The sequence below is a fragment of the Streptomyces sp. NBC_01707 genome (genome assembly GCF_041438805.1).
Lineage (GTDB): Bacteria > Actinomycetota > Actinomycetes > Streptomycetales > Streptomycetaceae > Streptomyces.
The window spans coordinates 615,609-641,018 of record NZ_CP109190.1; the positions used below are offsets into that span (position 1 = coordinate 615,609).

Sequence of the window (25,410 nt, forward strand, 5' to 3'; positions counted from 1 at the left end):
ACGAGGGCCGTGGCGTTGAGCGGGAGCCTGCGGAGAAAGCGGCTCCGGACGCTGCTTGCACGTATCGCTGTGAGGCTCACAGTTCAGCCTCCTGCTTGAACATCTGGCGGAAGTAGGCGATGAGTACGGCGACGAGCAGAAGCACGGTGATGGTGGAGGCGGCGCCGGCCAGGTCGTAGCGGTGCAAGGACTGGGCGACCTGGAAGGCGTAGATGGGCAGGGTCGTGGTGGCGGTGTCCGGGCCACCCTGGCTGATGGCCCAGATCTGGGCGAAGCATCGGAAGACCCAGATGATTTCGAGACACAGGACGAGCCCGAAGATCGGGCGGAGCATCGGCAGGGTGATGGATCGGAAGATGCGGGCGGCGCCGGCGCCGTCGATCCGGGCCGACTCGAAGACCTCGACGGGAACGGTCGTCAAGGCCGAGTGCAGGGTGATCGCGGCGAACGGCACCGACTGCCAGACGACGAGGATCACCAGGATGGTGAAAGTGGCCGGGCCGTGGGCGAACCAGGTGTAGCCCTCGAAGGAGTCGAACCCGATCCGTACGAGCAGCCAGTTGACGACACCCAACTGGGACTGGAAGAGCCACTGAAAGACAGTGGTCGCGGCGATCTGCGGGGTGGCCCAGGCCAGCACCAGACCGCTCATCACGACGGTCCGCATGCGCGCGCCCAGGCGCTGGAGCATCAACGCGACGAGGGTGGACAGCACCATGATCAGTACGACGTTGACAGCCGTCCACAGGAATGTGCGGCGCACCACCGACCAGAACTCGTCCCCGCCGAGGATCTCCCGGTAGTTGTCCCATCCTGCGAAGCCGGGGCCGCCGCGGATGAGTTCGCCCATGCCGAAGTGCTGGAAGGAGATGACCACATTGCGGATCAGTGGATATACGAGCAGATAGGCGGCGCCGACGACGGTGGGTGCGACGAGCAGATAGGGCCAGAGGCCGGCGCTTGTCGTCCGAGCCGGGGTGCGTCGTCTCGCGGTGCGCGTCCTACCGGGAGGCCGTGCCTTCTCCGGTAGCGGGGTGTCGGGCGCTGTTCCGGTCCGCGTGGCTGCGGTCACGGCCTACTCCTTCCTCGGAGACGGGTTCAGGACTTGGTGTTCAGGGTCTTGGTGATGGAGTCCGATGCCTTCTTCGCGGCGGTCGCCAGGTCGCTCCCGGTCAGTACGGCCGTCTGGTAGGCCTTGATCGGGTTGTTGGCCTCGACTGCGGCCCAGTTGGGCGAGTTGGGGGTTGCATGACCCTGTGGGGCGGCTGCTGCCATCACGGAAGCACCCTCGTCACTGCTGAGGACTTCGGCGAGCGCGGTCCTGTTGGGCACATAGCTCATGATCTTGGCCATCTCGGTCTGCCACTTGTCGCCCGCCAGCGCCTTGATCACCTCGTACGCGGCATCCTGGTGGGAGGAGGCCACGGGGACGATCAGGTCGGAACCGCCGAGGACGACCGAGCCCGGCTTGTCGGCCGTCTTGCCGGGGATCGGGAAGAACCCGATCTTCCCCTTCAGCTCGGGGTTGGCCTGCTCAATGATCTTGGCGCCGCCGGGTACGGAGATCTCCTGGGCGACCATGCCCTTGGCAAAGACGTCGTGCTGCAGCGGCTTGGCCTCGTCAGAGTCCTTGGGACCCTTTCCGAGTGCCTGGAGCTGCTTGTAGTACTCCATCGCCTTGACCGCTTCAGGGGTGTCGAGCGCACCCTTCCACGTGCCGCCGGACTCGGTGGCGAGGTCGCCGCCCTCGTCCCAGATGAACCCCGACAGCAGGTACCAGTTCTGGCCCGGCAGGTAAATCCCCTGGTTGCCCCCCTTGTTGAGTTTCTCGGTCGCCGTGATCCACTGCTCCCGGGTCTTGATGCCGCCCGCGTCCACGCCGGCCTTCTCGAACAGGTCCTTGTTGTAGACCACGACGCGGTTGGCCGCGTACCAGGGGATGCCGTACTGCTTGTCGTCGATCCGGCCAGGTTCGGCGAGACCCGGCAGCCAGTCCTCACCCTTGAGGTCGGAGGTCTTGTCCGTGAAGTCCTTGACGCCGCCGCTGGCGGCGTATTGCGCAACCTGGGTGTTGCCCACCTCGATGACATCCGGGGCGTCGTTGCTGGCCAGCGCAGCGGTGACCTTCTGCCCGATGCCGTCCCACTCCTGGATCTGGATGTCCAGGGTGGTGTCTTTGTGGGTCTTCTCGAAGTCCGCCTTGAACCGCTTGAGGTAGTCGTCCGTGACACTGTCCTTCATGATCCACACGGTGAGCTTCTGAGGACCGTCCGTGGAATCGGAGGAGTCGGAGGAGCTGCACGCGCTGAGCCCGGCTGTCAACACGAGCACGGAAAGGCCGGCAAGCAATCGGAACTTCACTGTTCACCTCTGAGGGACGGGGCTCCAACCAGTTGACCACCAGTGGTCAACTGGACAACTTACCTATCGGTGGTGGATGAAGTTGGCATAGACCACTGACGTCGTCAAGTACCCGTGCAGAAGCCACCGTTGGCGTCCCATGACGGGAATATGGGACCAGCCATCCCCGATCTTTGACTCCGAAGCAGTTTGACCAGCAGGCCGATTGCAGCTCGTCGCAACCAACTGGTTAACTTTGAGGCAGACCAGAAAGGGCGACACATGGACAACAAGGCGCCAGAGACTCTGCTCAAGCGGGAGCGGGTGCGCGACCACATCCTGGAGCTGATCGAGGCCCGCAGGCCCGGCGATGCCATCCCTTCGGAGCGCGCACTCAGCGCCGAGCTCGGCGTCTCCCGGCCCACCCTGCGGGCGGCAGCCGACGAACTGGTGGCCACCGGCCTTCTCGTGCGCGAGCACGGCCGCGGCATGTTCGTCGCTCCGCAGAAGATCACCCAGGAGCTGGTCTCCGGGCAGCATTCGCTGAGCGCGCCTCTGGCCGGCGGCAGCTGGTCAAGTCGGCTCCTCGAGTTCGCGACCGTGCAGGCCGGGGCCCGCGTGGGCCGCAAACTGCAGCTGTCCCCCGCGGCCTCGATCGTCTACATCGCACGGCTTCGACTGGTCGACGGCGCCCCCATCGCCATCGAGCATCTGCACATCCCGGCAGAGCTCGTACCCGATCTGTCGGAGCAGGAACTGGAGGCCGGCGACCTCTACGAGCACCTGAGGGACCATCACCAGGTACAGGTCCATGAGGCGGTCCAAGCCATCGAGCCCACGGTCGTCACACAGGCGGAGGCCGCTCTGCTCGGTGTGCCCGAACTCTCCCCCGCCCTGCTCTTCGAGCGGCTCACCACCGACACCGGAGGGCACCCCGTCGAATACGTCCATTCGCTCTACCGCGGCGACCGCTACCGCATCGTCTCCCGGATCACCCTTGGTCCGGCGCCCGCCGACCCCGAGGCGCGCAGCGAGCACCATCCCGGCATCCCTCCAGGGGATTTCGCACACCGCGACCCCATCTCCTCGTCCACTGTCGGAGATGTGCAGTCAGGCAGGTAGCACAGGTCCGTCAGGCACTTCGCGGACTGTTCGAAGAAGGCGGGGCAGCCGGAGCCCGACCCCGGCGAGCCGGCGGACACACGTCACGCCGAAACGGCGAAGGCCCCGGACCACGAGGTCCGGGGCCGTCCCTGCGATGAAGAACTACTCGTCCTCTTCGAGGCAGTCGAGGCAGTCGCACTCGCGGGCGTGGCCGCAGTCGCAGCCGCACAAGTGGGCGGCGCTGAAGCAGTAGCAGACGCAACTGCGGTCGCCGCAGGGCTCGGTGTGCCTGGTCATAGGGTCATCCTCTCGTTTGCGGCAGCGCGTCAAATGGCGGCGGCCGCAGTCGGGCACCGGGCCATGAGGTCCGGAACCCGGTCGTGCGGTGATGTCTGGCCTAGCGTGATGGCGAGCTTGCCGTCCTCGGCTTCCATGCCGCCGAGCCGGACCTTCCTCCGGTGTGGCACCTCGACCTGACGGAACTTCTCGCCTTTCGGGACGTCATCGACGGCGACTTTGACGATGCAGTGCCCCTATGCGTACTCGGAGGGGCCGAAGTTGCCGTTGACCGCTACGTCCCGGCGGCGTCGTAGACGGAGGTTCCGTCGACGAAGTCGTCGAAGCCTCCGGTTCCCCAACTTCCGGTGTCGGTGGTGCGAACGACTCCGTCAGTGAGGGCGGATGCGCCGGTGAATGAGAACGTGGCCGGTTCGTCGAAGCCACTGCCGGCCATGACGGCTCAGGCAGCCTCGACGATTCCTGCGCCTGGGACCAGGTCTACGAGACCTTTGACCGCGGGGTCACCAGTCGTTCGGCGGACGGCCGTGCGGGCGCGGGTGGCATAGCGGGCACGGCGGGCATTTCAACAGACGGTGGTAGTACTTTGGTGGTCATCGTCCCCCCCGGGATTCGTTCCAGATCGGGATGGTATCCCGAATCGGCGCAGGTAGGGCCGGTTTTTACGAACAGCCGTGCGGACCTGGCGAGCTGTCACTGCATATGCCCGGCGCCGCTCGGCGAGTTCATCGTTCGCCGAGGTCCGTGAAGGCCGCGGCGCACTCCGCGGTCGTGTCGGCTTCTCCGGTACGTCAGTTGTGCGGGTTCGCCCTGCCGTACCCGATCCCGCCGATCTCGTGCGCCCTCTTGTGACGATTGCCATGGACGCAGGAGGCGCGTGCGCCTGTACGAGGGTCTGCATTGCGGCCGACAGAAGCCGATGGGGTTTCAGGGGCCTGTTGCAGGTCACCCGAAACGTATCAACCGAACGAGGACGACCATCGGGAGTGAGGCACATGGAGAACTGGCGTACGCAGGCGGCCTGCCGTGGTGAGGACCCCGATCTGTTCTTCCCCATCGGAAGCACCGGCCCTGCACTCGTGCAGACGGAGGAGGCGAAGGCGGTGTGCCGCGGATGCCCGGTTCGGGAGCTGTGTCTGGAGTGGGCCATGGAACACGGTCAGGACTCCGGCGTATGGGGTGGCCTGGGTGAGGCCGAACGGCGTGCGCTGAAGCGCCGCACCCGCAGGCGTGCTCAGGAATCCGGATAAGGACGGATGATGCATCCATGGACTCAACGGCCTGGCTTCTCGTCGGCGCGGTCGCCGCACTGCTCACCATGGGGGTCGCCGGCGTCCTTCTGATCCGGCTGGTCCGGGCAAGAAGGCTGCTGATCGACGCAGGGATTCCGCTGCGGAACAAGGCGTTGGTGTGGGCGGCGGCGATCTACACCGTGTGTCCCGTCGACCTCATCCCTGACCCCGTCTATCTCGACGACATCGGGTTCCTGCTGCTGGCGCTGCGCTCGCTCTCCGCCCACGGCCGCGGACAACTCGGGCGCCGCCCTCCCGCATAAGGGCGGCCCGCCCCACGCCCGACCGGGTCCCGGTCGACCGGTGGCGTACGGACTTGTCCTCCTGGTGACCGGTGGTGTGCCGGTCGAACCCGGCCGGCAGGTCGTCCAGGTCGAAGCGGGTATGGCAGGCAAGTCGGCCTCCGACGCCGACGCATCAGCCCCGCAGATCGGAGAGGGCCTCGTCACCGCGGCCGAGATCGTTCACCGCGAGGTTCTCCTCCAGGTGGTCGAGAGATACCGGTGCCCGGAATCGCCGGCACCGACGGCGAGTCGCGATCAGCGAGGCGATCGCGCCCGCGCGATGGGCGCGCCCAGGCGTGCTCCGACCTTGCCGGGCCGTACGGTGCCGAGTGGGCTGCCACCACCGCCGAGCGGGAAGCACCGCACGTGCGCGAAGCCCGCTTCCTCGCATTCCACGTGCAGCCCCCAGTCACCGGCATGCCCGTCCTGTACCGCCATGACGGGTGCGATAGCCCGGGCCTCGGCGAACTGGGCGGAGTCCACCACGGCCACCTGCCCTGCCGAACGGTGCCGGGTCCCTGGCGGAGCGCACCGGTCCTGCACCGCCCGCTTGCGTGTCACCGCACCCGGATCCATGCGCCAGCCCCGTGAAGTACGTCACATCGCCGTGCGCGGGACCGTGATCGCCGTGGGCACCCCGTGCCGACAACGGCCCGCCGCTGTCGGCCGATCTGAGGGTTCCCCGTCGACGCGCCGGGCCCTGCGTCGCGCCGGGTCGACTTAGGCCACCCTTCCCCGTAGCCGCAGTCGCCTGATACATGTGTAATTCCGACAGCTCATCGAAAGCCGCACAATGAACGAGGAAAATCTCACCGGTCACATACCCTTCACCATCGATCTGACCTTCGAGGAAGCTCGACGACGGGCAGAGGTCGTGACCGCACTCGGGCAAGACTGGGACCCGGTCGCCGCTCTCCAGAGCGAGGACGAGGCCTACACACTCCTTTACTCGAACCTTGACGCCGAGCAGCAGCGCACCTACGACCTGCTCGTGGCAGCCGGAGTCCTGCCAGGAGGGGAGCCGGGCCGTGCGGCTGCCCATTGATCCGCAGGCCGACATCGCCCGCCGCGCCTGGCTCGCCTGCCCCGTCTGCGACGACGCCCGCCACTGCGGGCCCTGCGCCGACCGCCGTAACTGCGGTGAACACTGGCGTTACCTGATATCCAGCAACGGACCGGTCGTCCACCTTCAGTGTCCGCAGTGCACACACATGTGGTCAGTGAACACGCGGCCGGGCATCACCCGCCGCGACGACAACACCACCGATTGGTGACCGACGGCAGGCCCACGGCGTGCCCTGTTGGTCATAGCACTGGGCGCTGGCCGGTCTGTCCTGCCATTCATGCAGGTCAGAGCAATTTTGCGGCGGCGCAGGCCGCGTTGTGAGCCGATGGCCGACCACCCGCCATCGGCATCCCGAGCCTCTGCCGACTCGATGCCACAAGTGACGGGGTCGGTCGACTGGTCCCACGTGACGAGGGGCCGGACATGTCGAGCGAGGTCGTCGAATATTCCGTGCAGTGCCGGTCGGCGGAGTGCAGACTCCCTCCATGGCGGACATGCAGGCATTTCGGGACGCGGTCAGCCGCTGGGCGGCCGGCGGTGCCGGCGAAGCAGCGAATGATCTGGCTGTGCAACTGGGGCTGCGGACGGCGGTGCTGCTGGAAGGACCGAGTGACCTCGAAGCCGTCGAGACGCTGGCCGCACGGCGTGGCAGGGACCTGGCCTCCGAAGGCGTGTGCGTCGTGCCGATGGGCGGGGCGATGAGTGTCGGCCGCTACGCCGGTCTTCTCGGGCCACCCGGTCTCGGCCTGCGTCTGACGGGACTGTGCGACGAGCGCGAGCAGCGCTTCTACGCCCGTGGCCTGGAGCGGGCCCGGGCACCGCACCAGGGCTTCTTCGTGTGCGTGGCGGACCTGGAGGACGAACTCATCCGCGCGCTGGGCACGTCTCGGGTGGAGGAGATCATCGGGACCGAGGGCGACCTGCGGGCCTGGCAGACCTTCCTGCGCCAGCCTGCACAACACGGTCGACCCCGGCAGCAACAGTTGCGGCGCTTCCTCGGCACGAAGAAGGGCCGCAAGATCCGCTACGGCCGTCTCCTGGTGGAGACCCTCGACCTCCGCCAAGTACCGGCCCCGCTGGACAACCTCGTCACGAGCCTGTGACCGAGGCACGGAAGCGCCGTCAAAGCCGCTTCGGGCGCCCCGTCCCGCCCGTCCACCCGAGGTGGACGGTTGAAGGGCTCCGCGGCCAAGTCAAGCAGGGCAGGAAGCACCCCAGCAGCCTGCCTCACGCCTCGTCGAGGTGCCCAACTCATCGTCTCAGAGACATAGTTCGAAGAAGACATCCTGGTCATGACGACCGGCTGCGATCGCGCCCTGGCCGTGTTCCACCACCCGCCTCACCGACGAAAGGCGCCCACCGAAGCTGACAGCAGGGTGCTGGGAGAAGGCCGGCGCCCGTGGTCACAGCACAAAGGCCTGGACGAGGTGGGATCGTCGCGTCGTTCGGCGGGCTCTCACCAGGAGGAGGCCGGCGGAAGGGGGCGCCACGCGACCGCAACCGGCCGTTGTGGTGGACGCTGCGTCGCCCCTGGCGGCCGCTGGCCTACGACGCGGGCGGCGCCTCGGTCATCGCCGGTGGCTACCAGGGAACCGGCCTGCTCATCCCTCACCGACGTGGCCTCACCGGGTTCCCGACGCGCGAGTTGGACATACGGGTCAGCCTTTAGGGTGTGCATCGAACGGTCCACCGATCGGCCCGGAGATGCCATGCCTCTGCAGATGAAGTTGGGTGCGATAACACTCGATTGCCCCGATCCGCCGGCTCTGGCGGCGTTCTATCAACAGGCCACCGGCCTCGAACCTCATCCGAAGTCGGACGCCGACTTCGCCGGTCTCATCAGTGAGGACGGACTCCTCATCGGCTTTCAGAGAGTCGACGCCTACCGAGCTCCGAGCTGGCCGTACCAAACCGTCCCCCAGCAGCTTCACATCTGCTTCGACGTCGGGGACGACCTGGACGACGCCGAGGCCCGGCTGCTGGAGTTGGGTGCGAGCAAGCCCGGTCACCAGCCTCATGACGAGGACAGGGCGCGGGTCCTCACCGACCCGGCTGGACATCCCTTCTGCCTGGTCAAACGCTGACTGCTCGTGCTCGATCCGCCAGTCGACGCTCTGCCTCCCTTAGCTCTGAACTCACCTTGTGAGAGGTGCCCTTACCTGTCGTGAGATGCAGGAGCCGATGACGTGGTCCTGGCGCGCGAGACGGTTGCCCACCTGGCAGGTGTAGGCGGAGGCGGCAGTCCTCAGCGGTCGCCGCGTGGCGATGGGCATCTGTACCGAACCCAGGCCCGATACTCACTCAAAACACCTGGTTCGCGTTGCTTTATCGTGGCGATGTATGCCGCGGAGGAGAATCCGATGGATCTGAATCTCACGGACAAGGTCGCCGTCATCACTGGAGGAAGCAAGGGCATCGGCCTGGCCGTAGCCGAGGCATTCGGCCGTGAGGGCGCGCGCGTCGTTGTCGGCAGCCGCACGGAAACACCTGAGCTGGCTGCCTTGTGCGAACGGTTCGACGTGGCCTTTCATCCGGTCGATCTGGCCGATGCCGACGGCGGGGACGCTCTGATCCAGGAGGCGGCGGACCGGCACGGCAGGATCGACGTGCTGGTCAACAACGTTGGCGCCACCAGCCCACGCTCCAGCTTCCTCGATGTCGATGACGCAGCATGGGTACGTGCCCTCGATGTGACGCTCTTGAGTGCGGTGCGTGCCAGCCGCGCGTCGTTGCCGCACTTGCTGGCCCACGGCGAAGGGGCGATCGTCAACATCAGTTCCATCAACGCCCGGCTGCCCTTTCCCACGGTGGTGGACTACTCAGCAGCCAAAGCCGCCCTGAGCAATCTCACCAAGGCCTTGTCCGAGGAGTTCGCCCCCCGCGGTGTCCGCGTCAACGCCATCGCTCCCGGCCCCGTACGCACTCCGTTCTGGACCGCCCCCGGCGGCTTCGCCGAAACGGTGACGGCCGGCACGGACCGTACAGCGGAGGAGGCCTTGGACGAGGTCGTGCCCCAGCAGATGGGCATCTCCACCGGACGGATCACCGAACCCCAGGAGGTGGCCGACCTCGCTGTCTTCCTTGCCTCCCCGCGTGCCGGCAATATCACCGGTGCCGAATTCGTCATTGATGGAGGCCAGATCAAGACCACCTGATGCGGGCTCGGGCGAAGCGGGGTACCGCTTCTTGTTCTCGGCCCCGTCATCGCGGAGCGGCGGCTCGGTGGGGCCGCTTCGTGGGATCTGTTCATGGCCCTCTACGGGGTCGGTGCGGTGGCCGGCGGCCTGGTGATGCTCGGCCGCCCACCGCGCCGGCCACTGCTCGTGGCCACGGTGGCGACGGCGGGCCGGTCTTTGCCGTCTGCCGCCCTCGCCACCGGTCGGTCGCTGCCGTGGGTCTGCGGTACCACGCTGGTCGCCGGCGCCGGATCGGCGGTGTGCGGCACTCTCTACGCGACCGCGACGCAGCGTCAGGTTCCGCCGGGCATGCTCGCTCGCGCCAACGCCTATGCCTCCTTCGGGGCATTCGCTCTCGGCCCCATCGGGCCGGCCGCCGCCGGGCCGATCTCCACACTCCTGGGTGCCCCGGGGGTCCTGGGCTTCGGCGCCGTGTGGCAGGTCACGGCCGTCACGGCAGTCCTTACGCTTCCCTCCATACGCGCCGGGCTTCCTCTGCCGTCTCATGAGGGACCCCACAGGCCGCCGGGGCGGCGACAGGAAGGGGAGCGCCAACCCTCGACGCCGCGGACTCGCGCTCATGACGATCCCCGCGATCCCCCGCAACAGCTCGACTGAGTCCCGGTACTTGCTGGTGTTCCCCGGTGAAAAGGGGACGGCAGGCATGGCAAACCGCGCCCTCCTCGTGATGGACGTCCGACGGGACGTCGTCGACGTCTCGGACGGCCGCTCCGGATATCTCCCGCGTCTGCGCCGAGCGATGGACGGCGCCCGAGCGGCAAGCCTCCCCGTGATCTACATGGTCATCGGGTCACGTCCGTGCCGTCCGGAAGTCAGAAGGCGGGTGCCTGGGCAGTGGGTGTCCTCGCACCCGCCCCGATCACCTCGGCGGCGACCAGGCGTACAGCTCCCTCCGCAACCGCCGTTGCTTCCGCGGACGCCACATGGAGCACACCGTCCCCGAGCCGAAGGACCAGCGGGCCAACCTCAAGCGCCGGGGCAGCAAAGGTGGTCGGCCTGCCTGCTTCGACAAGACGATCTACGAGCGCGGGAGCGAGGGCGAGCGGACGACCAACAGGTTCAAGAACTTCCCGGACCGTGGCCACGAGGTACGGCAGACGGGCCCACGTCTTCCACGACAACGTCCCGTTGCCGCGATCTGGCTCTGGCTTCGTCCATGGCCCGCCGGACGGAACCTGGCGGTGAGGCGCTCGAAAACCGGTGGAACGGCGCCACTGTGCGCCGTTACCGTGCTGCCGATCCACGTCGTCTAGTCGTCGTCTAGTCAAGGACGTTCCGTTGTACACCCTGTGAGTCCTCCCGAGCGCTGATCAGTCGCGCGTCGCGCATGTGCGACGCGCTCCTTTTTGCTGCGGACTTCTCACTGAAACCGGTGTACTTCTGTGCTCAAAAACTGGGTGGTCGTGCCCACCTGCCTGCCGCTCGTTCTCCGGCGCTGCCACGCGTGCGCGTCCGAGCGCTTCCGGGCAAACGGCAAATTCCGCGTCAACGCGCACCACAAGCTCATCGACGCCTGGTTCCTCGCGCTCTGTACCACTTGCGGGGAAACTGCAAAGTTCACGGTCCTGGAGCGGATGAATGTGCGCTCCGTACGACCTGAGCTGCTGGACCGGCTGCACGGCAACGACCCTGGCCTGACGGCTGAGCTGCTCCAGGATCCGGTCGTGCGGCACCGTAATCGCATCGCCCTCGACTGGGACAATGCATGGCGCCTCGACACCGGCGGATCGGATCAACTCGACCACGAGGTGATCGACGTCTCGGTCCGCTTTGCGGCGCGGATCCCTGTCCGGTCGGTGCGACTGATCGCTGAAGGTTGCGGTCTTTCGCGGGCGGAGGTCGAGAGACTGATCTCGGAGGGGAAGCTTGTTTCGGCAGTTCCGCTGAGCGGCAAGCTCTCCGACGACTTCACCTTCATGCTCAAGCGCTGAGCCCGCGGGTCCAGGGGGGCCTGTCCGGCATGAACCGCCGGACAGGCTCCAGGTCCTCCGCCACTGTTCAGTTCGGTTCCGGTCATGGCAGCTGCTGCGTTTACTGCTGTACGGCAGGGGTCCGCCTCAACGCGTGGCCGGTCCTCCGCCGCCACCTCCGCGCCTCACAGGCCGACGTCATCCCGGATCAGGGGTGAGCGTTCCTTGGCCCCTTTGCTGCCCCGTCCGGTCGGCCCACGGACGGCGGCGGCAGTGGCGGGGGTACCGGCGGGACGGACGGACCGTCGTCATCGAAGTCGCCGCGGAGGGCAGCGATGGCGAAGGCCACCATGGATGCCAGGGTGAGCAGCGCGAGCGGCCCCCAGATCGCCGGGATCGCCCATAGCGGCCAGTCGTTGGCAGCCTGCGCCCACAGCGTCAGGATGGCCGCGCCGCCCATGCCGACGCCGTGCCACCGCACCACAGCCGCTGCTTTCGCGTGACGCCGCTTGCCCGGCGCGAAGAGTGGCCACAGCCCTCCGACGAGGGCGGTCAAGCCGATCGAGATACAAGCGAGGGCGCCGCCGAGGCGGTCCTCGGGCTGCCCCACGGGCCCGGAGGACGTCTGCTGCCGCTGTCCGTCGGCGTCCCGGACCTCGACGACCTGCCCGTGCCAGATCAGGCCGACGACCTTGTCGTCCGGCTCCATCTCCGACACCACCGGGTCAGTTTGCGGGAACGTCACTTTCCACGGCATACCGGATGGCAGCAACAACTCGGCCTCCGGTGACGCGTTCCTCTCTCCGCGGTGCGCGTCGGCCTTCCGAACGGTGAATTCCTGCTTCCACAGGCACCTCGACGCCTTCACCGGGACGGAGGCACACGTCGGCGCGGCACGGAACTCCCGCTCCCGCTCCAGCGCTCCGCGGATCTCGAAGGCCGTCGCCACCCCCAAGACGAGAGCCACGACAGCGATCAGCAGCCATGACACCGTCCGTATCGCCTTGTTCCCCGCCGACCCCACCGCGCCCCTCACTCTTCCCACGTGTCCCCCGCACACATATTTGAGCACGCCGGCCGATGAGCGTTCATGCCCACCGCCGGCAGTACACGGCCCACCGGATCTGCCGAGGCCAGGCAACCAGTGAAACGACGGATGAGCGGGTGGTGACCCGCCGGACCGCCTCGGTGGCCACTCGCGTCCAGCTGGTACGGCGGACAGGCTGACAGGTCGGCCAGGACTGCCCCCACGCAATCAAGCTCTGCGCCGAGTTCAAAGGACACCGACCGGATGCGATGCGTGAGGTTCGAACACCGACGAGGTGCTGACGAGGTCCGCTGGCGCCTTTCTCAGTACTGCGCCATGAGAGCGCGGAGCCGTCCCCTGCGCTGACGGCCGCCAGTACGCAGCACCGTCACCGGGCCCCGGAGGTACATGCCTGTGGGCGGGTGGATCCGACCGTGTGAGAGCTCCGAGGTTGGGCACGCGAATGATCGAGAGGGAGACGCCGACTCTGATCGACGGCGGACTACAGATCTCTCGACCCGCACCAAATGAAGGAGCTAGGCATGAGCGACATCTGGGGATACCAGCCGACCACGGGCTACACCGCCGGGACGAACCTGACCGGTTACAAGGTCGAGGCGACCGACGGAAGCATCGGCAAGGTCGACAAGCACTCCGATGAGGTCGGCTCCTCCTGCATAGTGGTCGACATCGGCGTCTGGATCTTCGGCAAGCACGTACTGCTGCCTGCCGGAACCATCACCCTCATCGACGCCTCGGAGAAGAAGATCCACGTCTCGCGCACGAAGGCCGAGATCAAGGATTCACCCGAGTTCGACAAGGACAAGCACCTCGGCGACCCGGGCTATCACGACGCGGTCGGTGAATATTACGACGCCCCCCGCCTCTGACACGAGGCCATGAAGCGCGAGGCCGGGGTGGGCCAGGGATTCCTGGACCACTCCGGCATGTCCGCGGCGGACCGGGGCCGGGGGAACGGGAACACCGGCGGGCAAGGACCGTGCGGCTCCGGCCAGGGTCGCGACTCCCTCGGCGAACCGCCCCCGCGATCGCGGAGCGGACCTGGCTCTTCGCCTGCCAGGCTGATCGAGGAGCGTGCTCAGCCATGCCCCATGTCTGATTGCCCAAGGCCTGGGCCCCGTGCCACCCATGGCAGGCTCGGCCAAGACGGACTTGCGACGCCGGGTCGCGGACTGCGCCGCCTAACGCGTGACGCTCGGACCGCCGACTGGCCCGCACCGCGCGGTGGGCGTTTCATCGAAGGGTGACCCATCTGCGTATCGATGTGCACGCCCATCTGTGGACCCCGGCGTACCTGGACCGCCTCGAACGACTGGGGAAGACCGATACCGACACCCAGCGCGGAATCGGCGCCGACGCCACCGAGGCCGATCTGGACCGCCGTTTCGCACTGATGGATCAGGCCGGCATCGACCTTCAGGTGCTCTCCGTGGCACCGCAGTCCCCGCACCTGACGGGCGAATCCGACGCCGTGGCGCTGGCGGCTTCGGCGAACGAGTCGTACGCAGAGCTGGTGGGCCGTTTCCCCGGGCGCTTCCGCGCCTTCGCCGCGCTGCCCCTCCCCCATGTCGACGCGGCCCTGCGTGAAGCCGTCCATGCCCTGGACGACCTCGGCGCGGTCGGTGTCGGCGTGACCACGACCGTACTCGGCCGCACACTCGCCGACCCGCTCTTCGAACCCCTCTACGAGGAGCTCGACCGGCGCGGTGCCGTCCTGTACATCCACCCGGCCGGCGAAGGGGCCGCCAGCCCGCTCATCATCGGGCACGACATGACGTGGATGGTCGGAGCTCCGGTCGAGGACACGGTGGCGGTCATGCATCTGATCCTGGCGGGTATCCCCGTGCGTTATCCGCGGATGCGTATCCTGGCCTCTCATCTGGGCGGGGCGCTGCCATTGTTGCCGCGCCGACTCGACAATCATCTGGCGTTCGAATCCCCCGAGACGCCCGAGCTGCCTTCGGTGGCTGTCGGCCGCCTCTGGTACGACACGGTCAGCCATGCGCATGCGCCACGCGGCAAGAGCGCGTCACCCCCGCGGGCCTCACTCCTGCCGCAGGCTCGTGACCATCTCACGTGGCAGACCATGGGTGTCGTGGAGGTAGTGGAAGTCCTCCTCGGTCAGCCGGCCTTGGAACCGGGGTCGGGCGAGCACCTGACGACCGCGCTCCAGGAGCCGACGGAACCGGCGCTCCTCTTCGAGCAACAGCCGGAGCACGTCGCCTGGGCGCATGTCCTGCCGGAAGTGGTCCAGGGTGTGCTCGACCAGTTGTACCGGCAGGTCGTCGACACCACGCGAAGGATCGTCCCGCCAGAGAACGGTGAGCATCCGTCGTACCAGGCGGCGCAGCACGTAGCCCCGTCCGGTGTTGGCCGGGCGCACGCCGTCGCCGAGCACCACGACGGCGGAGCGCAGGTGGTCGCACACCAGCCGCAGCGAGGGCTCGTCCATGGGCCACAGGGTCGGCACGAGGCGGTGCCACGGCTCGAAGACGTCGCATTCGAACACGGACGACTTGCCCTGGAGCAGTGAGGCCAGCCGCTCCAGGCCGAGTCCGGTGTCGACGTTGCGCTGAGGAAGAGGCACGAGGGAACCGTCGTCGAGCCGGCGGTGGGTCATCATCACGTGATTCCACACCTCCACCCAGCGGTCGTCGCGGGTGGGTGTGGCCTCGGGTGGGCAGTCACCGCTCCACAGGAAGATCTCGGAGTCAGGACCGCACGGTCCGACAGGTCCGTTGGACCACCAGTTGTCCTCCACGGTGAGTTCGACCGGGACTCCGCGGTCCTGCCACAGCCGATGGGAAGCGGTGTCCGGCCCGGTCTGACTGTCACCGGCATGGACCGTGGCATGCAGCAGGCCGGGATCGATACCCAATCCCTCGGTCAGCAGCCCGTATCCCCAGTCGAGACTGAGCGGCCCTTCGTAGTCACCGAGCGACCATGTGCCGAGCATCTCGAAGACGGTCAGGTGAGTGGCGTCGCCGACCTCCTCCAGGTCCGTGGTGCGCAGACAGCGCTGCACGTTGACCAGCCGCCTGCCCAGCGGATGGGGACGCCCCTCAAGGTATGGAGTGAGCGGGTGCATACCGGAGGTCGTGAAGAGCACGGGGTCGCCTGACGGTGGCAGCAGCGTCGAGCCGACGATCCGGCGATGGGCGCGCTCTTCGAAGTACTCGATGAACGTACTGACCAGCTGTTCTGTCTTCATGGGATGACTCCTTCGCGTCGTAGCGGGGGAGGCACCGGAGAACGGGACCGTTCAGTCGCCCGGCCGGGGGCCAAGGGCGCCACAGCACTACCGACGGACCGTTTCCGGTCGCCGGGAGGAGGGGAAGGTCAGGCGGCGGCAACCGGCGAGCTGGTCGCTCGCGCGGTCGCGATGGTGCTTGGGCCGGTGACGTTCATGTGGATGACCATAACGCGTTCCTGCCCACCGCGGCATCCGAATTTGCTGCCAGGATTCCTACGCGACTGTCCCGCGAGACAAGGTGGTGGGGGCCTCTCACCACGTCTGCGAGGCATCAGAGACGCTGGACGGACGAAGCGCTCGGGTGCCGACCGGAGGGCACGGTCACAGACTGATCATGGGACGTGACGGTCAATCCGATGGACGTGGCGATGTTCCAGGAAACGCTACTCGCGGTTTCGCCTGCAGCTGCTCCAGGTGAGCTTCCCGGCATACAACGTGCCGGAAACTGACCTGGTGACTCCGCGAGCACGCCGCGAACCGCTCGGTGTCGCCGGCCCCCACCGACTGAAGCGCAGTCGGCCGCCAGGCGCTGTCGTCGAACGAGGATCGTCAGGGGCCGGTGGGTCGCGATCGCGCTGGAGGAGAATGCCGTCGTGACTCCTCCCCGCCATAAATGACGGGGCTTCCTGTTACGCCGGGTTGGCGTCACAGCGGACCAGCCCGGCCCGGTTCAAAACGTTGATCGCGCCCACCGTGTCAGCGTGCGCCAGGTGGCCGCAGGCGACGCAGTGGAACTTCTCCTGAGTGGTGCGGTTCTCCGCTGAGACGTGCCCACAGGCGGGGCAGGTCCGGGAGGTGTTGCGGGGGTCTACGGCGATTATTGTCCGGCCGGCGCTTTCAGCCTTGCTGGTCAGGATCGCGAGGAACACCCCCCAACCCGCGTCGTGGATCGATTTGTTCAGCCCGGCCTTCGCAGCGGCCCCGTTGGGCAGGAAGTTGCCCGGAGTCTCGGGGTCGGGCTTGGGCTTAGGGGCGCGCACCATGTTGCGGATCGTCAGCTTCTCGTGCGCGATCAGATCGTGCTGACGGACCAGGCCGAGTGCGGTCTTGTGCGCTTGGTCGAGGCGCTGACGGCGCGCCTTGCCGTGCAGGGCGGCGACCTTCTCGACCGCCAGGCGGTGCTTCTTCGTCCGCTTGTCCCGGCGGACTCGGGGGAACCGGGCCAGGGCTTGCTGGGCGTCGGCGAGGGCATCGGCGTTGCGCCGACCGTGGCGCGGGTTGGGCACGAACTCGCCGTTTGAATCGGCGAGGAAGTTGCTGATGCCCAGATCGATACCTACAACGCTGCCGGCCTTGGGCAGCGGCTCGGGCTGTTCCTGCTCGGCAGTGAGCACGACGAACCACTTACGGCCCTCGCGCTTAACCGAGACGGTCTTGACCCTGCCGACCACGGCACGGTGCTGGTTGACCTTGACGTGCCCGACACCCTGGAGGCGGACGCGGGTGGTCGGCTCGTGCGGGGTGCTGTCCCAGCGGCAGCCGTCCCCGTCCTTCGGGAAGTCCACCGTGTCGAACCAGCTCACCCCGCGAAAACGCGGGTAACCGGGCGTCTCGCCGGCCTGAACCCGGCGGAAGAACGCCTGCATCGCCTTGTCCAGGCGGCGTAGCGTGGCCTGCTGCGACGAGAACGACCAACGGCCGTGCCGCTCCGGGTCGAACGCCCGGATGTCCTTGAGCTGGGCGGACTGCATGCCGTACTTCACCGACGTCTTCGAGACGTGCCGGTAGGCGTCACGGCGTTCCTGTAAGGCCCCGTTGTAGAGCGAGCAGTGATCGCGGAGCATCTCCTCCAACGCGATCGACTGGCCCACAGTGGGCCGCATGAGGAACCTGTACGCACGGATCATCCAGCCCACCCCCTTCGGTCGAGTTCACTTGAGCATACTACCCTTGGTGTATGTCACCACGTTGGGAACCGAACCCCGATATTCGGCGAGGGAATCACGTCGTCTACCATCTGCATGCACACTTGGTGTTTGTCACCAAGTACCGACGTGAGATCTTCAACGGCGAGATGCTGACCAGGTGCGAGGCGATCATGCGGGACGTGTGCGAGAGCTTCGGCGCAGAGCTGCGCGAGTTCAACGGCGAGGGCGACCACGTCCACCTGCTCGTGCACTACCCGCCGAAGCTCGCCCTGTCCAAGCTGGTCAACAGCTTGAAGGGCGTCAGCTCCCGGTATCTGCGGGCGGAGTACACCGGCCGGATCAACCGGATCGGCATGGGCTCGGTGTTCTGGGCACCGTCCTACTTCGTAGGGTCCTGTGGCGGCGCACCGCTGAGCATCGTCAAGGACTACATCGAGAACCAGAAGCGTCCAGCCTGACCGTCACCCCGAGGCGCAAAGAACTCCGGCACTCCGCGCCTCCGTGCCAAGGATCGCATTCCCGCCCGGCCTGAAGGCCGGGATTCCCTGCGAAGATCAGGGATGGGGTCCGTCTTCTGGTCCCGCTCCTACTTCGCCGGGTCCTGCGGCGGCGCACCGCTGACCGTCATCCGTCAGTACATCGAAGGCCAGAAGCGGCCTACCTGACCGTCACTCCTGCAAGCGCAGAAAGCTCCGGCGCTTCACGCCTTCGGACCAAGGATGCGCCTCCCTCCCCGGCTGAAGCCGGGGATACCCACGCAAGATCAGGGATGGGCGTGCAGTCTCTGGGGTTCTACGCGACAACCGCGTACCTGCCCTCCCTCCTGGGCGACGCGGGCCTGTCTGCAGCTGAGGCAGGCCTCCTGCTGTCCCTCGCCAACCTGATCGGCATCGCGGCTGCCTTCACCACGCCGACGCTTGCAGTTCGGGCCGGAAGGCCAGGACTGCTCGCCATCCTCGCGGCGGTCCTCACGGGCCTCCTGGTCGCGCACGCCTCTGCGGCGCATTTATGCGTCTTGCTGCTGGGGTTCGGTCAAAGCGGAGCATTCTCACTGGCGTTGCTGTTCATTGTGCTGCGCGCACCAGACGGCAGGCATGCGGCGCAGCTCTCCGGCATGGCGCAGTGCTACGGCTACCTACTTGCGGCGGTCGGACCGCTCGCATTGGGCGCGGCGCACCAGGCCACCGGCAGTTGGACCCTCCCGCTCGTCCTGCTGCTCGTGCTGCTCGTCCCGCAGACCGCCGCCGGGCTCGGCGCCTCCAGGAACCGCTACGCCGCACCCGAGCAACCGTGACGCTGAGGTGTAGCCGGGCGAACCGGCTGCACGGTGTCAGGTTCCACTCGCATCCAAATCGATGACGCGCGTCGTCGAGTGGCCGCCCGCTCGCCCATGCAGCCTTACTTGTCGAGGAGATCCAGGAGCCCTGATGTCAGTCGAGATCGTCTACGAGACACACTCCACCACCACCGACAACGAAGCCGGCATCGCCACCGGCTGGCTCCCGGGCCAACTCTCGGACCTGGGCTGCCGCCAGGCCCGGGAATTGGGCGAACGTCGACCCGGCGACGGCTTCGCGGCCGTGTTCACCTCCGACCTGCACCGCGCTGTCCAGACAGCCCGGACCGCGTTCCCCGACGGCCGGCCCCCGATCCACCAAGACATCCGACTGCGTGAGTGCAACTACGGAGACCTCAACGGACACCCGCTCTCCCTCATCGCCGCCCAACGAGCCCAGCACATCGACGAACCGTTTCCCGGAGGCCAGAGCTACCGCCAGGTCGCCACGGCCACCCGCGCCTTCCTCCACGACCTCGCCACCGGATGGAACGGCAGCAGAATCCTGGTGATCGCCCACTCGGCCAACCGATGGGCACTGGACCATCTGCTCACCGGAACACCGCTGGAAGACCTGCTCCAAGCACCGCCCACCTGGCGCCCGGGCTGGCACTACACGCTGTCCGCCGACTGGCCCGCCTCGATCCGGTGAACCTATGCCGTCAGAGCACTGGTCATCTCTTGGTGCGCGCTCGGCGCGAGCACCCCGCAGCGCAAAGGTGCGGGTGTCCTCGGCATTGCGACGGCGCTGAACGACGGCGGCCTCGATCGGGGCCGGCTGGTCGTCCGGGACCGCCTCCGGCTCTGGGAACGCGCGCCGACTCAGCTCGCGCATCGCGCGGGTCTGCCGCTCGACTGCTGCCGGGATGCGAGTCAGTCGGCTGGGGGCGTCCAGCCGACTTCGGCTGCCTGGATGGTGGCGTGGGCGGGGAAGACCTGATCGAGGCCCACGATGCTGAAAATCCTGCTGACCCTGTCGGGGACCGCGGCCAGGGCGATGGTGAGTGGGCGGCAAGGGCGACGTTGCGAGCGGCGATCAGGACAGGGATGCCGGTGGAGTCACAGAAGGTGAGCCCGCCGAGGTCGACGACGAGCTGCTGGCCCGGCTCGATGGCCGGCCCGGGGAGGAGGCCGAGGATCCCGGGCGCGCTGTCGTGGTCGAGTTCCCGGCCAGTTCGATGACGGGGCCGGAGGCAGTGGTTCGCGTACGGACTTCCAGCTGGCTCACTGCCGCTCTTCACGTTCGGAGTGGGGCACGCTGACGGCCAGGAGTGCCGTGTCGTCGTCCACCCCGGTGCCGAGGGTGTCGAGAAGTTCACGGATGGCGCTGATGGCGTCCTGCGCGGTGGTGGGGGCGAGGGAGTGGGCGAAGTCGAGGAGGGCGTCGTCGCCGTAGCGGTCGCCGCAGATGGAGGTGTGGGCTTCGGTGAGGCCGTCGGTGTGGAGGAGCAGGGTGTCGCCCGGGTCGAGGCGGAAGGTGGTGGTGGTGATGTGGGCGTCGGGCAGGACGCCGATGAGCTGGCCGCCGGGGGTGGGCAGGTAGTCGGCGGTGCCGTCGGCGCGTAGCAACAGCGCGGGCGGGTGGCCGCCGCTGGCCAGGATGATGCGGAAGCCGCCCTGGTCGTCATCCGGGATGAGCAGGCCGAACAGGACGGTGCAGAACCTGGGGTCGCTCCCGTTGTACTCGTGGTTGAGGACGGTGTTGAGGTTGCCCAGGACCGCGGCCGGGGCAGGGTCGTAGACCGCGGCGGCGCGCAGGGTGTATCGGGCCAGCGAGGTGACGGCGGCAGCGGCGGCGCCCTTGCCGCACACGTCGCCAAGGAACAGCCCCCACGTGCCGTTCGCCAGAGGGAACAGGTCGTAGAAATCGCCGCCGACCTCGTCGATCGAGGCGATGTGGTAGTGCGCGGCGACGTCCAGTCCCGGCACGTTTGCCAGGGCCGGGGGCAGCAGCGTCTGCTGGAGCGTGGCGGTGAGTTGCTGCAGGCGTTCACGTTCGCGCTCGGCCTCCTGGCGGGCGCGCAGGAGTTCTTGTTCGTAGGCGCGGCGGTCGCGGGCGTCGAAGACGGTGGTGCGGATCAGCAGCGGCTGCCCGTCGCCGCCAGTCTTGACCGTGGAGGTCACCAGGACCGGCAGGCGGCTGCCGTCGGCCGCCTTCATCTCCAGTGCGATGCCTCTGATCTCGCCCTGCATGCGCAGCAGCGGCGCAAAGTGCGTCTCGTGGTAGAGGCGTCCGCCGACGGTGAGCAGGTCGGAGAACGTCCTGTGGCCCACCAGGTCGCCGCGCTCGTAGCCAAGCCAGTCCAGGAGAGTGGCGTTGACCTTGACGATCTGCCCGTCCAGCAACGTGGACAGGTACCCGCACGGGGCGTTCTCGTACAGGTCTTCGACGCTGTCCTCCAGCAGCACCGAGAACGTCTGGTCGTCGTCCGTGCGTTCTTCCGGGTCGCGGTCCTGGTCGCCGTCGGACTGGCACATCACCGCAGTGTTCCCACGAACGCGGTGATCGTCTCGGTGGTCTCCTCGGGAGCGCTGAGCTGAGGGCAGTGGCCGGTGGCATTCAGGGTGACGAGCCGGCTGTCCTTGATCTGCTCCTGCACGAAGGCGCCGACCTCGGGCGGGGCGATGGCGTCGCTGGAACACTGGGCGACCAGGGTGGGCACCGTCACCCGGGCCAGGTCGGCGCGGTTGTCGGACAGGAACGTCACACGGGCGAAGACCCGCTGAATGTCCGGGTCGGTGGCGCAGAAGCTACTGGTCAGCTCCTCGCCCAGCTCGGGACGTTCGGGGTTGCCCATAATGACCGGGGCCATGGCGCCCGACCAGCCGAGATAGTTCGCGTCCAGGGACTGGAGCAGCTCCTCGATGTCCTCGGCGCTGAAGCCGCCCCGGTAGCCGGCCGTGGGGTCGTCGATGAAGCAGGGCGAGGGGGCCAGCAGCACCAGACCCGCGAAGTACTCGGGATGCCGGGCAGCGGCCAGTACGCCCATCATCGCACTCACCGAATGCCCCACGAACGTCACCGGCCCCAGATCCAGCTCACGGCAGATCTCCAGCATGTCCTCCACGTACCCGTCCAGGCTGGAGTACCGGTCCTTGCTCCACGCCGACAGATCCGAGCGGCCTGCGCCCACGTGATCGAAGAGCACTACCGTGAAGTCACGCTCCAGCGTGGGTACCACCAGACGCCACATGTTCTGGTCGCACCCGAACCCGTGCGCCAGCATCACCACCGGCCCGTCCATCTGGCCGGACACCTTCACGTGGTTCCTGCTTCGCACGTCCATGCGACACATCCTCGCAGAGACGCAGAAGAGAGAAAGCCGCCGCCGGCAGGACGGTCCGGTGGAAGGCGACGGCGAATTCGAGGGTGGGCGTCATGGAGGTAAGGCCAGCGACGTCGAGTTCGGTGCGCAGGGTTCGGACACGGTCTTCGATGGCCGGGTTGCCGGCGTCGCGGGTGATCCGCAGAGAACGGCCTAGGAGTGACGTGCGAGGGCGATGGACAGGTCTGCGTGCCCGGGGAGCCGGTGTCAGTACGCGCCGAAGGACCAGAAGACCCCGACCTCGTCGCCGGACACGGCGATGAGGCCCAGCTCTTCGAGCAGGTCGAGGCCGTTGATGTACTCGCCTGTGATGAACCCGTGGACCTTCGTCCCCTTGAGGCCGGCCTGGACGAAGTCCCGGGCTGGGTCCGAGGCCGCGTTTCGGGCGTTCGTCCAGAATTGGGCGTCCGGGCCGTAGCGGTCCAGCAGGAACCGTGCGTCGGCCAGCAGGGCGTCGCGCTCCGGCCGGTTCCGGACGGGCCGGTCGTCGCCCCACTCCTCCGCCATGACGGCGAGCGCGGTGACGGCGCCCGCGGGCTCCAGCTCGTGCAGGCGGTCCCGGAACCCGGCGGCGGACGGCGGCTCGAAGGGGTACGTCGGCACGACGTAGCGGGCATCGTTGGTGCGGTCGGCGTCGATCCGAAGCCAGCCGCGCGGGTCCGGGACCTCGCGGTGCATCAGGGCGAGAACGTCCTCGGCCCAGTCCTCGTGCCGGCGCGGACCGGTGGCGAGGAAGACGTACGGGTCCTCCAGCAGGCGCAGGGCCGCCGCGTTCCAGGGGCTGCGGCGCCGCCGCAGCTCCGTGATGGTGCTGCCGACGCTGCGGGCGAACACGTCGGCCGGCGAGCGCGGGATGCCGGCCAGCTCGCCGTACCCCCACCGCAGGAGTTCCGTGGCCGCACCGTCCGCAGCAGCCCCGTCCAGCTCGCGCGGCGACTCGAGGACGACGGCCCGGTTTCCCCGCTGGAGTTCGCCGGCTGCCCGCCACAGGTCTTCCAGGTGGGCATCGAGGAGATCGAGGGCGATGCGGTCGTCGTCTGCCGTGCTCATGGGCCAACCCTAGGCCGCCCTGGAGCGTCTTGCCGACGACGGTAGGCGAGTTCGCCGGTGGCGCACTTGCGACGGATCAGGGCTGGTGGTCGGGGGCGAGGCCCGGCCAGATCGATGACGGCCCGGTCGTAGAGACGGTGGCCCTTGGCTCCGGCTCCGGCCGACGGCTTCCGCCAGGCCCTCCTGGGCATCTTCGCTGCCAGGGCATCGGACGGAACTTCCCCGCATCGGTGGCGACTTCCGCGGAGCGGACGACGGCGAGCACGTAGCCGACCTGGCGCTCGTCCAGCGTGGTCCGCAGGGTCACGCCGATGCCCCAGGGCGTACTCACCCACGTCGTCGTGCGCCGGTGCGGCATCCCTTCCGGCACGGCCGAGCAGGTGCTGCATGCCCTCCGGGGTTGCCTCGCCGGCGCACTTGTCGATCCTCCGGCAGTTCTGGCCGGCAGGTCCGACAGCAGCCCCAGCGCCAGGTCAGCCAACCAACCGGTGCCGGAGCTCCACCCGTGAGAACCGGCCCGCCGTCCGGCCCATCAGGGCTTCGAACGCCTCCTGCCAGCAGGCCGGGTCCACACCGTCACCAGCAGCGGCCGCCGCCAGATCGCCGGTCTCCACACACCGGTGATCAATGGTGGCCGCCGTACTCCTGCAGTGGGCCTCCCGGCTACAACGTGCTGTACGGCGGGAGCACCAGCTCGCGCTGATACCAGGTGCCCGGCTTACCACCGAGGTGGGCGGGATCGGCCGGGCCGACGGGGACGAACTCGGCTTTGGTCAGCACCTTCTGGGACGCGGTGTTCTGACGGGCCGCGGCCGCCCGCAGTGTGCGCAGCCCGTGCCGGTCCGCCGCAAGTCGGCACAGCTCTCGGACGGTCGCGGTCGCCACGCCGCGGCCGGCGACACGCTGCGCGACCCGGTAGCCGAGTTCCGCAGTGTGGTCCTCGATATCGATCAGGTTGAACCTGCCGAGTACCGAGCCGTCCTCGGCGACGAGCACGTAGAAGGCGCAGATGCCAGCCCCCTGCTCGGCCAGCAAGGCATTGAACCGGTCGGTGAACTGGTCGAAGAAGGCGTCGCCGCGGTCGGAGATCGAGGCGGCGAAGTAGGCGCGGTTCGCCAGCTCGAAGGCCAGGACCGCCGAGGTGTGGTCGACATGCAGTCGCTTCAGCTCGGGCATTGCCCGACTTTACGCAGCTGGTGCGCCCAGGTCACCCGATTTTCCGCCGCCGACGGACAGCCCCAGCACCAGGGCACATGACGATCTGTGGCTGGAGTACCGGACGCCTCTCCGGTTGACGTCGATCGTCGGGGTCGTCTGCCTCGCGGAGGCGGGCGGCGCCACCGCGCTCGCGTTCTCGTTGACGACGGGCGCATTCCTGGTGACGTCCCGCGTGGTCCGACGGGGCGTGGTCGGGCTCGGCGCGGCCGCCTTGATCAGTTACCGGCACCGAGCGGGCGGAGGTGTCCCCCGAAGCCGTGGCCGTGGCCGTGGTGGGGACGAGAAAAGGCAGAGCTGGTTCGGGCCGAGGCGCTCCGGCTTCGGCTGGGGCCACGCACATGGCAGCGTGCCGGCCGTTCCCTCGCCGTGGTGCTCGCAGTCGAGATCTCCTTCCGCCTCAACTCGTGAGCGTGCCGACGCCGCAGGCGGGCGTGCCGGTCCGAAGGGCGGGTTCCACCGCCTCGTACGGGACACAGACGGGCGGATCATCTGAACCCGCGCCGAGGGCAGCGCCAAGAGGACCAGACGCAGGGCGCGGATGAAATCCGCGCTGCTGCACTTCTCCAGCCCTCGGGACGCGGCAACGATCGTGGTGCTCCTACGCACACGGTTACCGGCCCGAGTCCCCCGTCCGACTGAACGGCAGGCCCTGTGCGCTCCTCGCCTGTCATCCGACCTGCAAGTCTGTTGACGGATCCACGCGGGCTCGCGCAGGCCGCCACGGTCATGAGCGTTCGGACCGATGAGTCTCTGCGCGCCACGGCGTCCAAGGAGTGGAGGCGGTCGCGTCTCCCCGCCGAAGCGGCTGAATCGGCCTCGAG

General features: G+C 67.9%; 28 protein-coding genes and 4 pseudogenes. 18 read left to right on the forward strand and 14 right to left on the reverse strand.

Translation table 11 applies throughout. The features are described 5' to 3' along the window. Positions 1-76: 76 nt before the first annotated feature. Both OG963_RS02885 and OG963_RS02890 read right to left on the reverse strand, forming a co-directional pair. On the reverse strand, positions 77-1,072 hold the full coding sequence (locus OG963_RS02885; protein ID WP_093771289.1) for a carbohydrate ABC transporter permease: 996 nt from the start codon (positions 1,070-1,072) through the stop codon (positions 77-79). Positions 1,073-1,098: 26 nt separating this feature from the next. Continuing rightward, the gene (locus OG963_RS02890; protein WP_371798303.1) at positions 1,099-2,361 is read right to left on the reverse strand and encodes an extracellular solute-binding protein; all 1,263 of its coding nucleotides are present in this window, start codon (positions 2,359-2,361) and stop codon (positions 1,099-1,101) included. 261 nt (positions 2,362-2,622) lie between these two features. On the opposite strand from OG963_RS02890, the gene OG963_RS02895 reads away from it, so the two are divergent. Next, entirely contained in the window at positions 2,623-3,462 is an 840-nt protein-coding gene (locus OG963_RS02895; protein WP_093771287.1) for a GntR family transcriptional regulator, read from the forward strand. A 144-nt stretch (positions 3,463-3,606) separates the two neighbouring features. Here the strand turns inward: OG963_RS02895 and OG963_RS02900 are convergent, their stop codons facing one another. Together OG963_RS02900 and OG963_RS02905 are read right to left on the reverse strand one after the other, a co-directional pair. Beyond that, complete coding sequence (locus OG963_RS02900; RefSeq protein ID WP_256327999.1) at positions 3,607-3,741, reverse strand: hypothetical protein; 135 nt, start codon at positions 3,739-3,741, stop codon at positions 3,607-3,609. Between the two features lie 274 nt (positions 3,742-4,015). Continuing rightward, positions 4,016-4,177 (reverse strand): hypothetical protein, encoded by a 162-nt coding sequence (locus OG963_RS02905; RefSeq protein WP_176902070.1) that lies wholly within the window; start codon positions 4,175-4,177, stop codon positions 4,016-4,018. A gap of 559 nt (positions 4,178-4,736) precedes the next feature. Between OG963_RS02905 and OG963_RS02910 the strand changes: the two genes are divergently transcribed. Together OG963_RS02910 and OG963_RS02915 are read left to right on the forward strand one after the other, a co-directional pair. Next, complete coding sequence (locus tag OG963_RS02910; RefSeq protein WP_093771285.1) at positions 4,737-4,991, forward strand: WhiB family transcriptional regulator; 255 nt, start codon at positions 4,737-4,739, stop codon at positions 4,989-4,991. Positions 4,992-5,008: 17 nt separating this feature from the next. Further along, on the forward strand, positions 5,009-5,296 hold the full coding sequence (locus OG963_RS02915; protein ID WP_093771283.1) for a YkvA family protein: 288 nt from the start codon (positions 5,009-5,011) through the stop codon (positions 5,294-5,296). Between the two features lie 276 nt (positions 5,297-5,572). Here the strand turns inward: OG963_RS02915 and OG963_RS02920 are convergent, their stop codons facing one another. Further along, positions 5,573-5,800 (reverse strand): hypothetical protein, encoded by a 228-nt coding sequence (locus OG963_RS02920; RefSeq protein WP_143019970.1) that lies wholly within the window; start codon positions 5,798-5,800, stop codon positions 5,573-5,575. Positions 5,801-6,110: 310 nt separating this feature from the next. On the opposite strand from OG963_RS02920, the gene OG963_RS02925 reads away from it, so the two are divergent. From OG963_RS02925 to OG963_RS02965, 9 genes and pseudogenes are all read left to right on the forward strand, one after another. After that, complete coding sequence (locus OG963_RS02925; protein ID WP_093771279.1) at positions 6,111-6,362, forward strand: DUF6400 family protein; 252 nt, start codon at positions 6,111-6,113, stop codon at positions 6,360-6,362. Continuing rightward, positions 6,346-6,591, forward strand: a complete 246-nt coding sequence (locus OG963_RS02930) for a hypothetical protein (RefSeq protein WP_093771277.1) — start codon at positions 6,346-6,348, stop codon at positions 6,589-6,591. Before OG963_RS02925 ends, OG963_RS02930 begins: the two co-directional genes overlap by 17 nt. 277 nt (positions 6,592-6,868) lie before the next feature. After that, on the forward strand, positions 6,869-7,486 hold the full coding sequence (locus OG963_RS02935) for a TOPRIM nucleotidyl transferase/hydrolase domain-containing protein (protein WP_093771275.1): 618 nt from the start codon (positions 6,869-6,871) through the stop codon (positions 7,484-7,486). 606 nt (positions 7,487-8,092) lie between these two features. Beyond that, on the forward strand, positions 8,093-8,467 hold the full coding sequence (locus OG963_RS02940) for a VOC family protein (RefSeq protein ID WP_319739894.1): 375 nt from the start codon (positions 8,093-8,095) through the stop codon (positions 8,465-8,467). Between the two features lie 276 nt (positions 8,468-8,743). Then, complete coding sequence (locus tag OG963_RS02945) at positions 8,744-9,538, forward strand: oxidoreductase (protein ID WP_319739918.1); 795 nt, start codon at positions 8,744-8,746, stop codon at positions 9,536-9,538. A gap of 93 nt (positions 9,539-9,631) precedes the next feature. Further along, the gene (locus OG963_RS02950; protein ID WP_319739893.1) at positions 9,632-10,177 is read left to right on the forward strand and encodes a hypothetical protein; all 546 of its coding nucleotides are present in this window, start codon (positions 9,632-9,634) and stop codon (positions 10,175-10,177) included. A 46-nt stretch (positions 10,178-10,223) separates the two neighbouring features. Continuing rightward, positions 10,224-10,403: pseudogene (locus tag OG963_RS02955) on the forward strand (cysteine hydrolase); the annotation flags it as partial. A 13-nt stretch (positions 10,404-10,416) separates the two neighbouring features. Beyond that, positions 10,417-10,737 (forward strand): annotated as a pseudogene (locus tag OG963_RS02960) (IS5/IS1182 family transposase); the annotation flags it as partial. Positions 10,738-10,962: 225 nt separating this feature from the next. Then, positions 10,963-11,511 carry a DUF1062 domain-containing protein gene (locus tag OG963_RS02965; RefSeq protein ID WP_319739892.1) on the forward strand — a complete coding sequence of 183 codons (549 nt, stop codon included), beginning with the start codon at positions 10,963-10,965 and terminating at the stop codon, positions 11,509-11,511. A 187-nt stretch (positions 11,512-11,698) separates the two neighbouring features. Here the strand turns inward: OG963_RS02965 and OG963_RS02970 are convergent, their stop codons facing one another. Continuing rightward, positions 11,699-12,457 (reverse strand): hypothetical protein, encoded by a 759-nt coding sequence (locus OG963_RS02970; protein WP_371798304.1) that lies wholly within the window; start codon positions 12,455-12,457, stop codon positions 11,699-11,701. Positions 12,458-13,059: 602 nt separating this feature from the next. Here OG963_RS02970 and OG963_RS02975 point away from each other — a divergent pair. Together OG963_RS02975 and OG963_RS02980 are read left to right on the forward strand one after the other, a co-directional pair. After that, positions 13,060-13,407, forward strand: a complete 348-nt coding sequence (locus tag OG963_RS02975) for a hypothetical protein (RefSeq protein WP_030922574.1) — start codon at positions 13,060-13,062, stop codon at positions 13,405-13,407. A 395-nt stretch (positions 13,408-13,802) separates the two neighbouring features. Next, positions 13,803-14,369 (forward strand): annotated as a pseudogene (locus OG963_RS02980) (amidohydrolase family protein); the annotation flags it as partial. Positions 14,370-14,582: 213 nt separating this feature from the next. On the opposite strand, the gene OG963_RS02985 reads toward OG963_RS02980, so the two are convergent. Together OG963_RS02985 and OG963_RS02990 are read right to left on the reverse strand one after the other, a co-directional pair. After that, positions 14,583-15,749 (reverse strand): alanine--tRNA ligase-related protein, encoded by a 1,167-nt coding sequence (locus tag OG963_RS02985; protein WP_371798305.1) that lies wholly within the window; start codon positions 15,747-15,749, stop codon positions 14,583-14,585. 671 nt (positions 15,750-16,420) lie between these two features. Then, positions 16,421-17,638 (reverse strand): RNA-guided endonuclease InsQ/TnpB family protein, encoded by a 1,218-nt coding sequence (locus OG963_RS02990; RefSeq protein ID WP_371798306.1) that lies wholly within the window; start codon positions 17,636-17,638, stop codon positions 16,421-16,423. Positions 17,639-17,688: 50 nt separating this feature from the next. Between OG963_RS02990 and tnpA the strand changes: the two genes are divergently transcribed. The 4 genes and pseudogenes from tnpA (at position 17,689) to OG963_RS03010 (ending at position 19,647) form a co-directional block, all read left to right on the forward strand. Further along, positions 17,689-18,117, forward strand: a complete 429-nt coding sequence (tnpA, locus tag OG963_RS02995) for an IS200/IS605 family transposase (protein ID WP_371798307.1) — start codon at positions 17,689-17,691, stop codon at positions 18,115-18,117. 99 nt (positions 18,118-18,216) lie between these two features. Further along, positions 18,217-18,324: pseudogene (locus OG963_RS03000) on the forward strand (transposase); the annotation flags it as partial. Between the two features lie 110 nt (positions 18,325-18,434). After that, a complete protein-coding gene (locus OG963_RS03005) occupies positions 18,435-18,953 on the forward strand; it encodes an MFS transporter (protein ID WP_371798308.1) in 519 nt (172 codons plus the stop codon). Between the two features lie 133 nt (positions 18,954-19,086). Continuing rightward, positions 19,087-19,647, forward strand: a complete 561-nt coding sequence (locus tag OG963_RS03010; protein WP_371798309.1) for a histidine phosphatase family protein — start codon at positions 19,087-19,089, stop codon at positions 19,645-19,647. Positions 19,648-20,219: 572 nt separating this feature from the next. Here OG963_RS03010 and OG963_RS03015 read toward each other — a convergent pair. From OG963_RS03015 to OG963_RS03040, 6 genes are all read right to left on the reverse strand, one after another. Continuing rightward, complete coding sequence (locus tag OG963_RS03015; RefSeq protein ID WP_371798310.1) at positions 20,220-21,473, reverse strand: SpoIIE family protein phosphatase; 1,254 nt, start codon at positions 21,471-21,473, stop codon at positions 20,220-20,222. Further along, positions 21,473-22,282 carry an alpha/beta hydrolase gene (locus tag OG963_RS03020; protein WP_362272946.1) on the reverse strand — a complete coding sequence of 270 codons (810 nt, stop codon included), beginning with the start codon at positions 22,280-22,282 and terminating at the stop codon, positions 21,473-21,475. The genes OG963_RS03015 and OG963_RS03020 overlap by 1 nt, the downstream gene beginning before the upstream one ends. 246 nt (positions 22,283-22,528) lie before the next feature. Continuing rightward, entirely contained in the window at positions 22,529-23,371 is an 843-nt protein-coding gene (locus OG963_RS03025) for a hypothetical protein (RefSeq protein ID WP_371798311.1), read from the reverse strand. Positions 23,372-23,447: 76 nt separating this feature from the next. Next, positions 23,448-23,702, reverse strand: a complete 255-nt coding sequence (locus OG963_RS03030) for a hypothetical protein (RefSeq protein ID WP_371798312.1) — start codon at positions 23,700-23,702, stop codon at positions 23,448-23,450. A gap of 142 nt (positions 23,703-23,844) precedes the next feature. After that, a complete protein-coding gene (locus OG963_RS03035; protein ID WP_371798313.1) occupies positions 23,845-23,985 on the reverse strand; it encodes a hypothetical protein in 141 nt (46 codons plus the stop codon). A gap of 49 nt (positions 23,986-24,034) precedes the next feature. Beyond that, positions 24,035-24,547 (reverse strand): GNAT family N-acetyltransferase, encoded by a 513-nt coding sequence (locus tag OG963_RS03040; protein ID WP_093771249.1) that lies wholly within the window; start codon positions 24,545-24,547, stop codon positions 24,035-24,037. Positions 24,548-25,410: the final 863 nt, after the last annotated feature.

Coding starts and splice junctions, on each gene's coding strand:
- OG963_RS02895 (WP_093771287.1), top strand. CDS start 2,623: ATGGACAACAAGGCGCCAGAGACTCTGCTCAAGCGGGAGCGGGTGCGC.
- OG963_RS02900 (WP_256327999.1), bottom strand. CDS start 3,741: ATGACCAGGCACACCGAGCCCTGCGGCGACCGCAGTTGCGTCTGCTAC.
- OG963_RS02905 (WP_176902070.1), bottom strand. CDS start 4,177: ATGGCCGGCAGTGGCTTCGACGAACCGGCCACGTTCTCATTCACCGGC.
- OG963_RS02910 (WP_093771285.1), top strand. CDS start 4,737: ATGGAGAACTGGCGTACGCAGGCGGCCTGCCGTGGTGAGGACCCCGAT.
- OG963_RS02915 (WP_093771283.1), top strand. CDS start 5,009: ATGGACTCAACGGCCTGGCTTCTCGTCGGCGCGGTCGCCGCACTGCTC.
- OG963_RS02925 (WP_093771279.1), top strand. CDS start 6,111: ATGAACGAGGAAAATCTCACCGGTCACATACCCTTCACCATCGATCTG.
- OG963_RS02935 (WP_093771275.1), top strand. CDS start 6,869: ATGGCGGACATGCAGGCATTTCGGGACGCGGTCAGCCGCTGGGCGGCC.
- OG963_RS02940 (WP_319739894.1), top strand. CDS start 8,093: ATGCCTCTGCAGATGAAGTTGGGTGCGATAACACTCGATTGCCCCGAT.
- OG963_RS02945 (WP_319739918.1), top strand. CDS start 8,744: ATGGATCTGAATCTCACGGACAAGGTCGCCGTCATCACTGGAGGAAGC.
- OG963_RS02950 (WP_319739893.1), top strand. CDS start 9,632: ATGGCCCTCTACGGGGTCGGTGCGGTGGCCGGCGGCCTGGTGATGCTC.
- OG963_RS02975 (WP_030922574.1), top strand. CDS start 13,060: ATGAGCGACATCTGGGGATACCAGCCGACCACGGGCTACACCGCCGGG.
- OG963_RS02985 (WP_371798305.1), bottom strand. CDS start 15,749: ATGAAGACAGAACAGCTGGTCAGTACGTTCATCGAGTACTTCGAAGAG.
- OG963_RS02990 (WP_371798306.1), bottom strand. CDS start 17,638: ATGATCCGTGCGTACAGGTTCCTCATGCGGCCCACTGTGGGCCAGTCG.
- tnpA (WP_371798307.1), top strand. CDS start 17,689: ATGTCACCACGTTGGGAACCGAACCCCGATATTCGGCGAGGGAATCAC.
- OG963_RS03010 (WP_371798309.1), top strand. CDS start 19,087: ATGTCAGTCGAGATCGTCTACGAGACACACTCCACCACCACCGACAAC.
- OG963_RS03015 (WP_371798310.1), bottom strand. CDS start 21,473: ATGTGCCAGTCCGACGGCGACCAGGACCGCGACCCGGAAGAACGCACG.
- OG963_RS03020 (WP_362272946.1), bottom strand. CDS start 22,282: ATGGACGTGCGAAGCAGGAACCACGTGAAGGTGTCCGGCCAGATGGAC.
- OG963_RS03025 (WP_371798311.1), bottom strand. CDS start 23,371: ATGAGCACGGCAGACGACGACCGCATCGCCCTCGATCTCCTCGATGCC.
- OG963_RS03040 (WP_093771249.1), bottom strand. CDS start 24,547: ATGCCCGAGCTGAAGCGACTGCATGTCGACCACACCTCGGCGGTCCTG.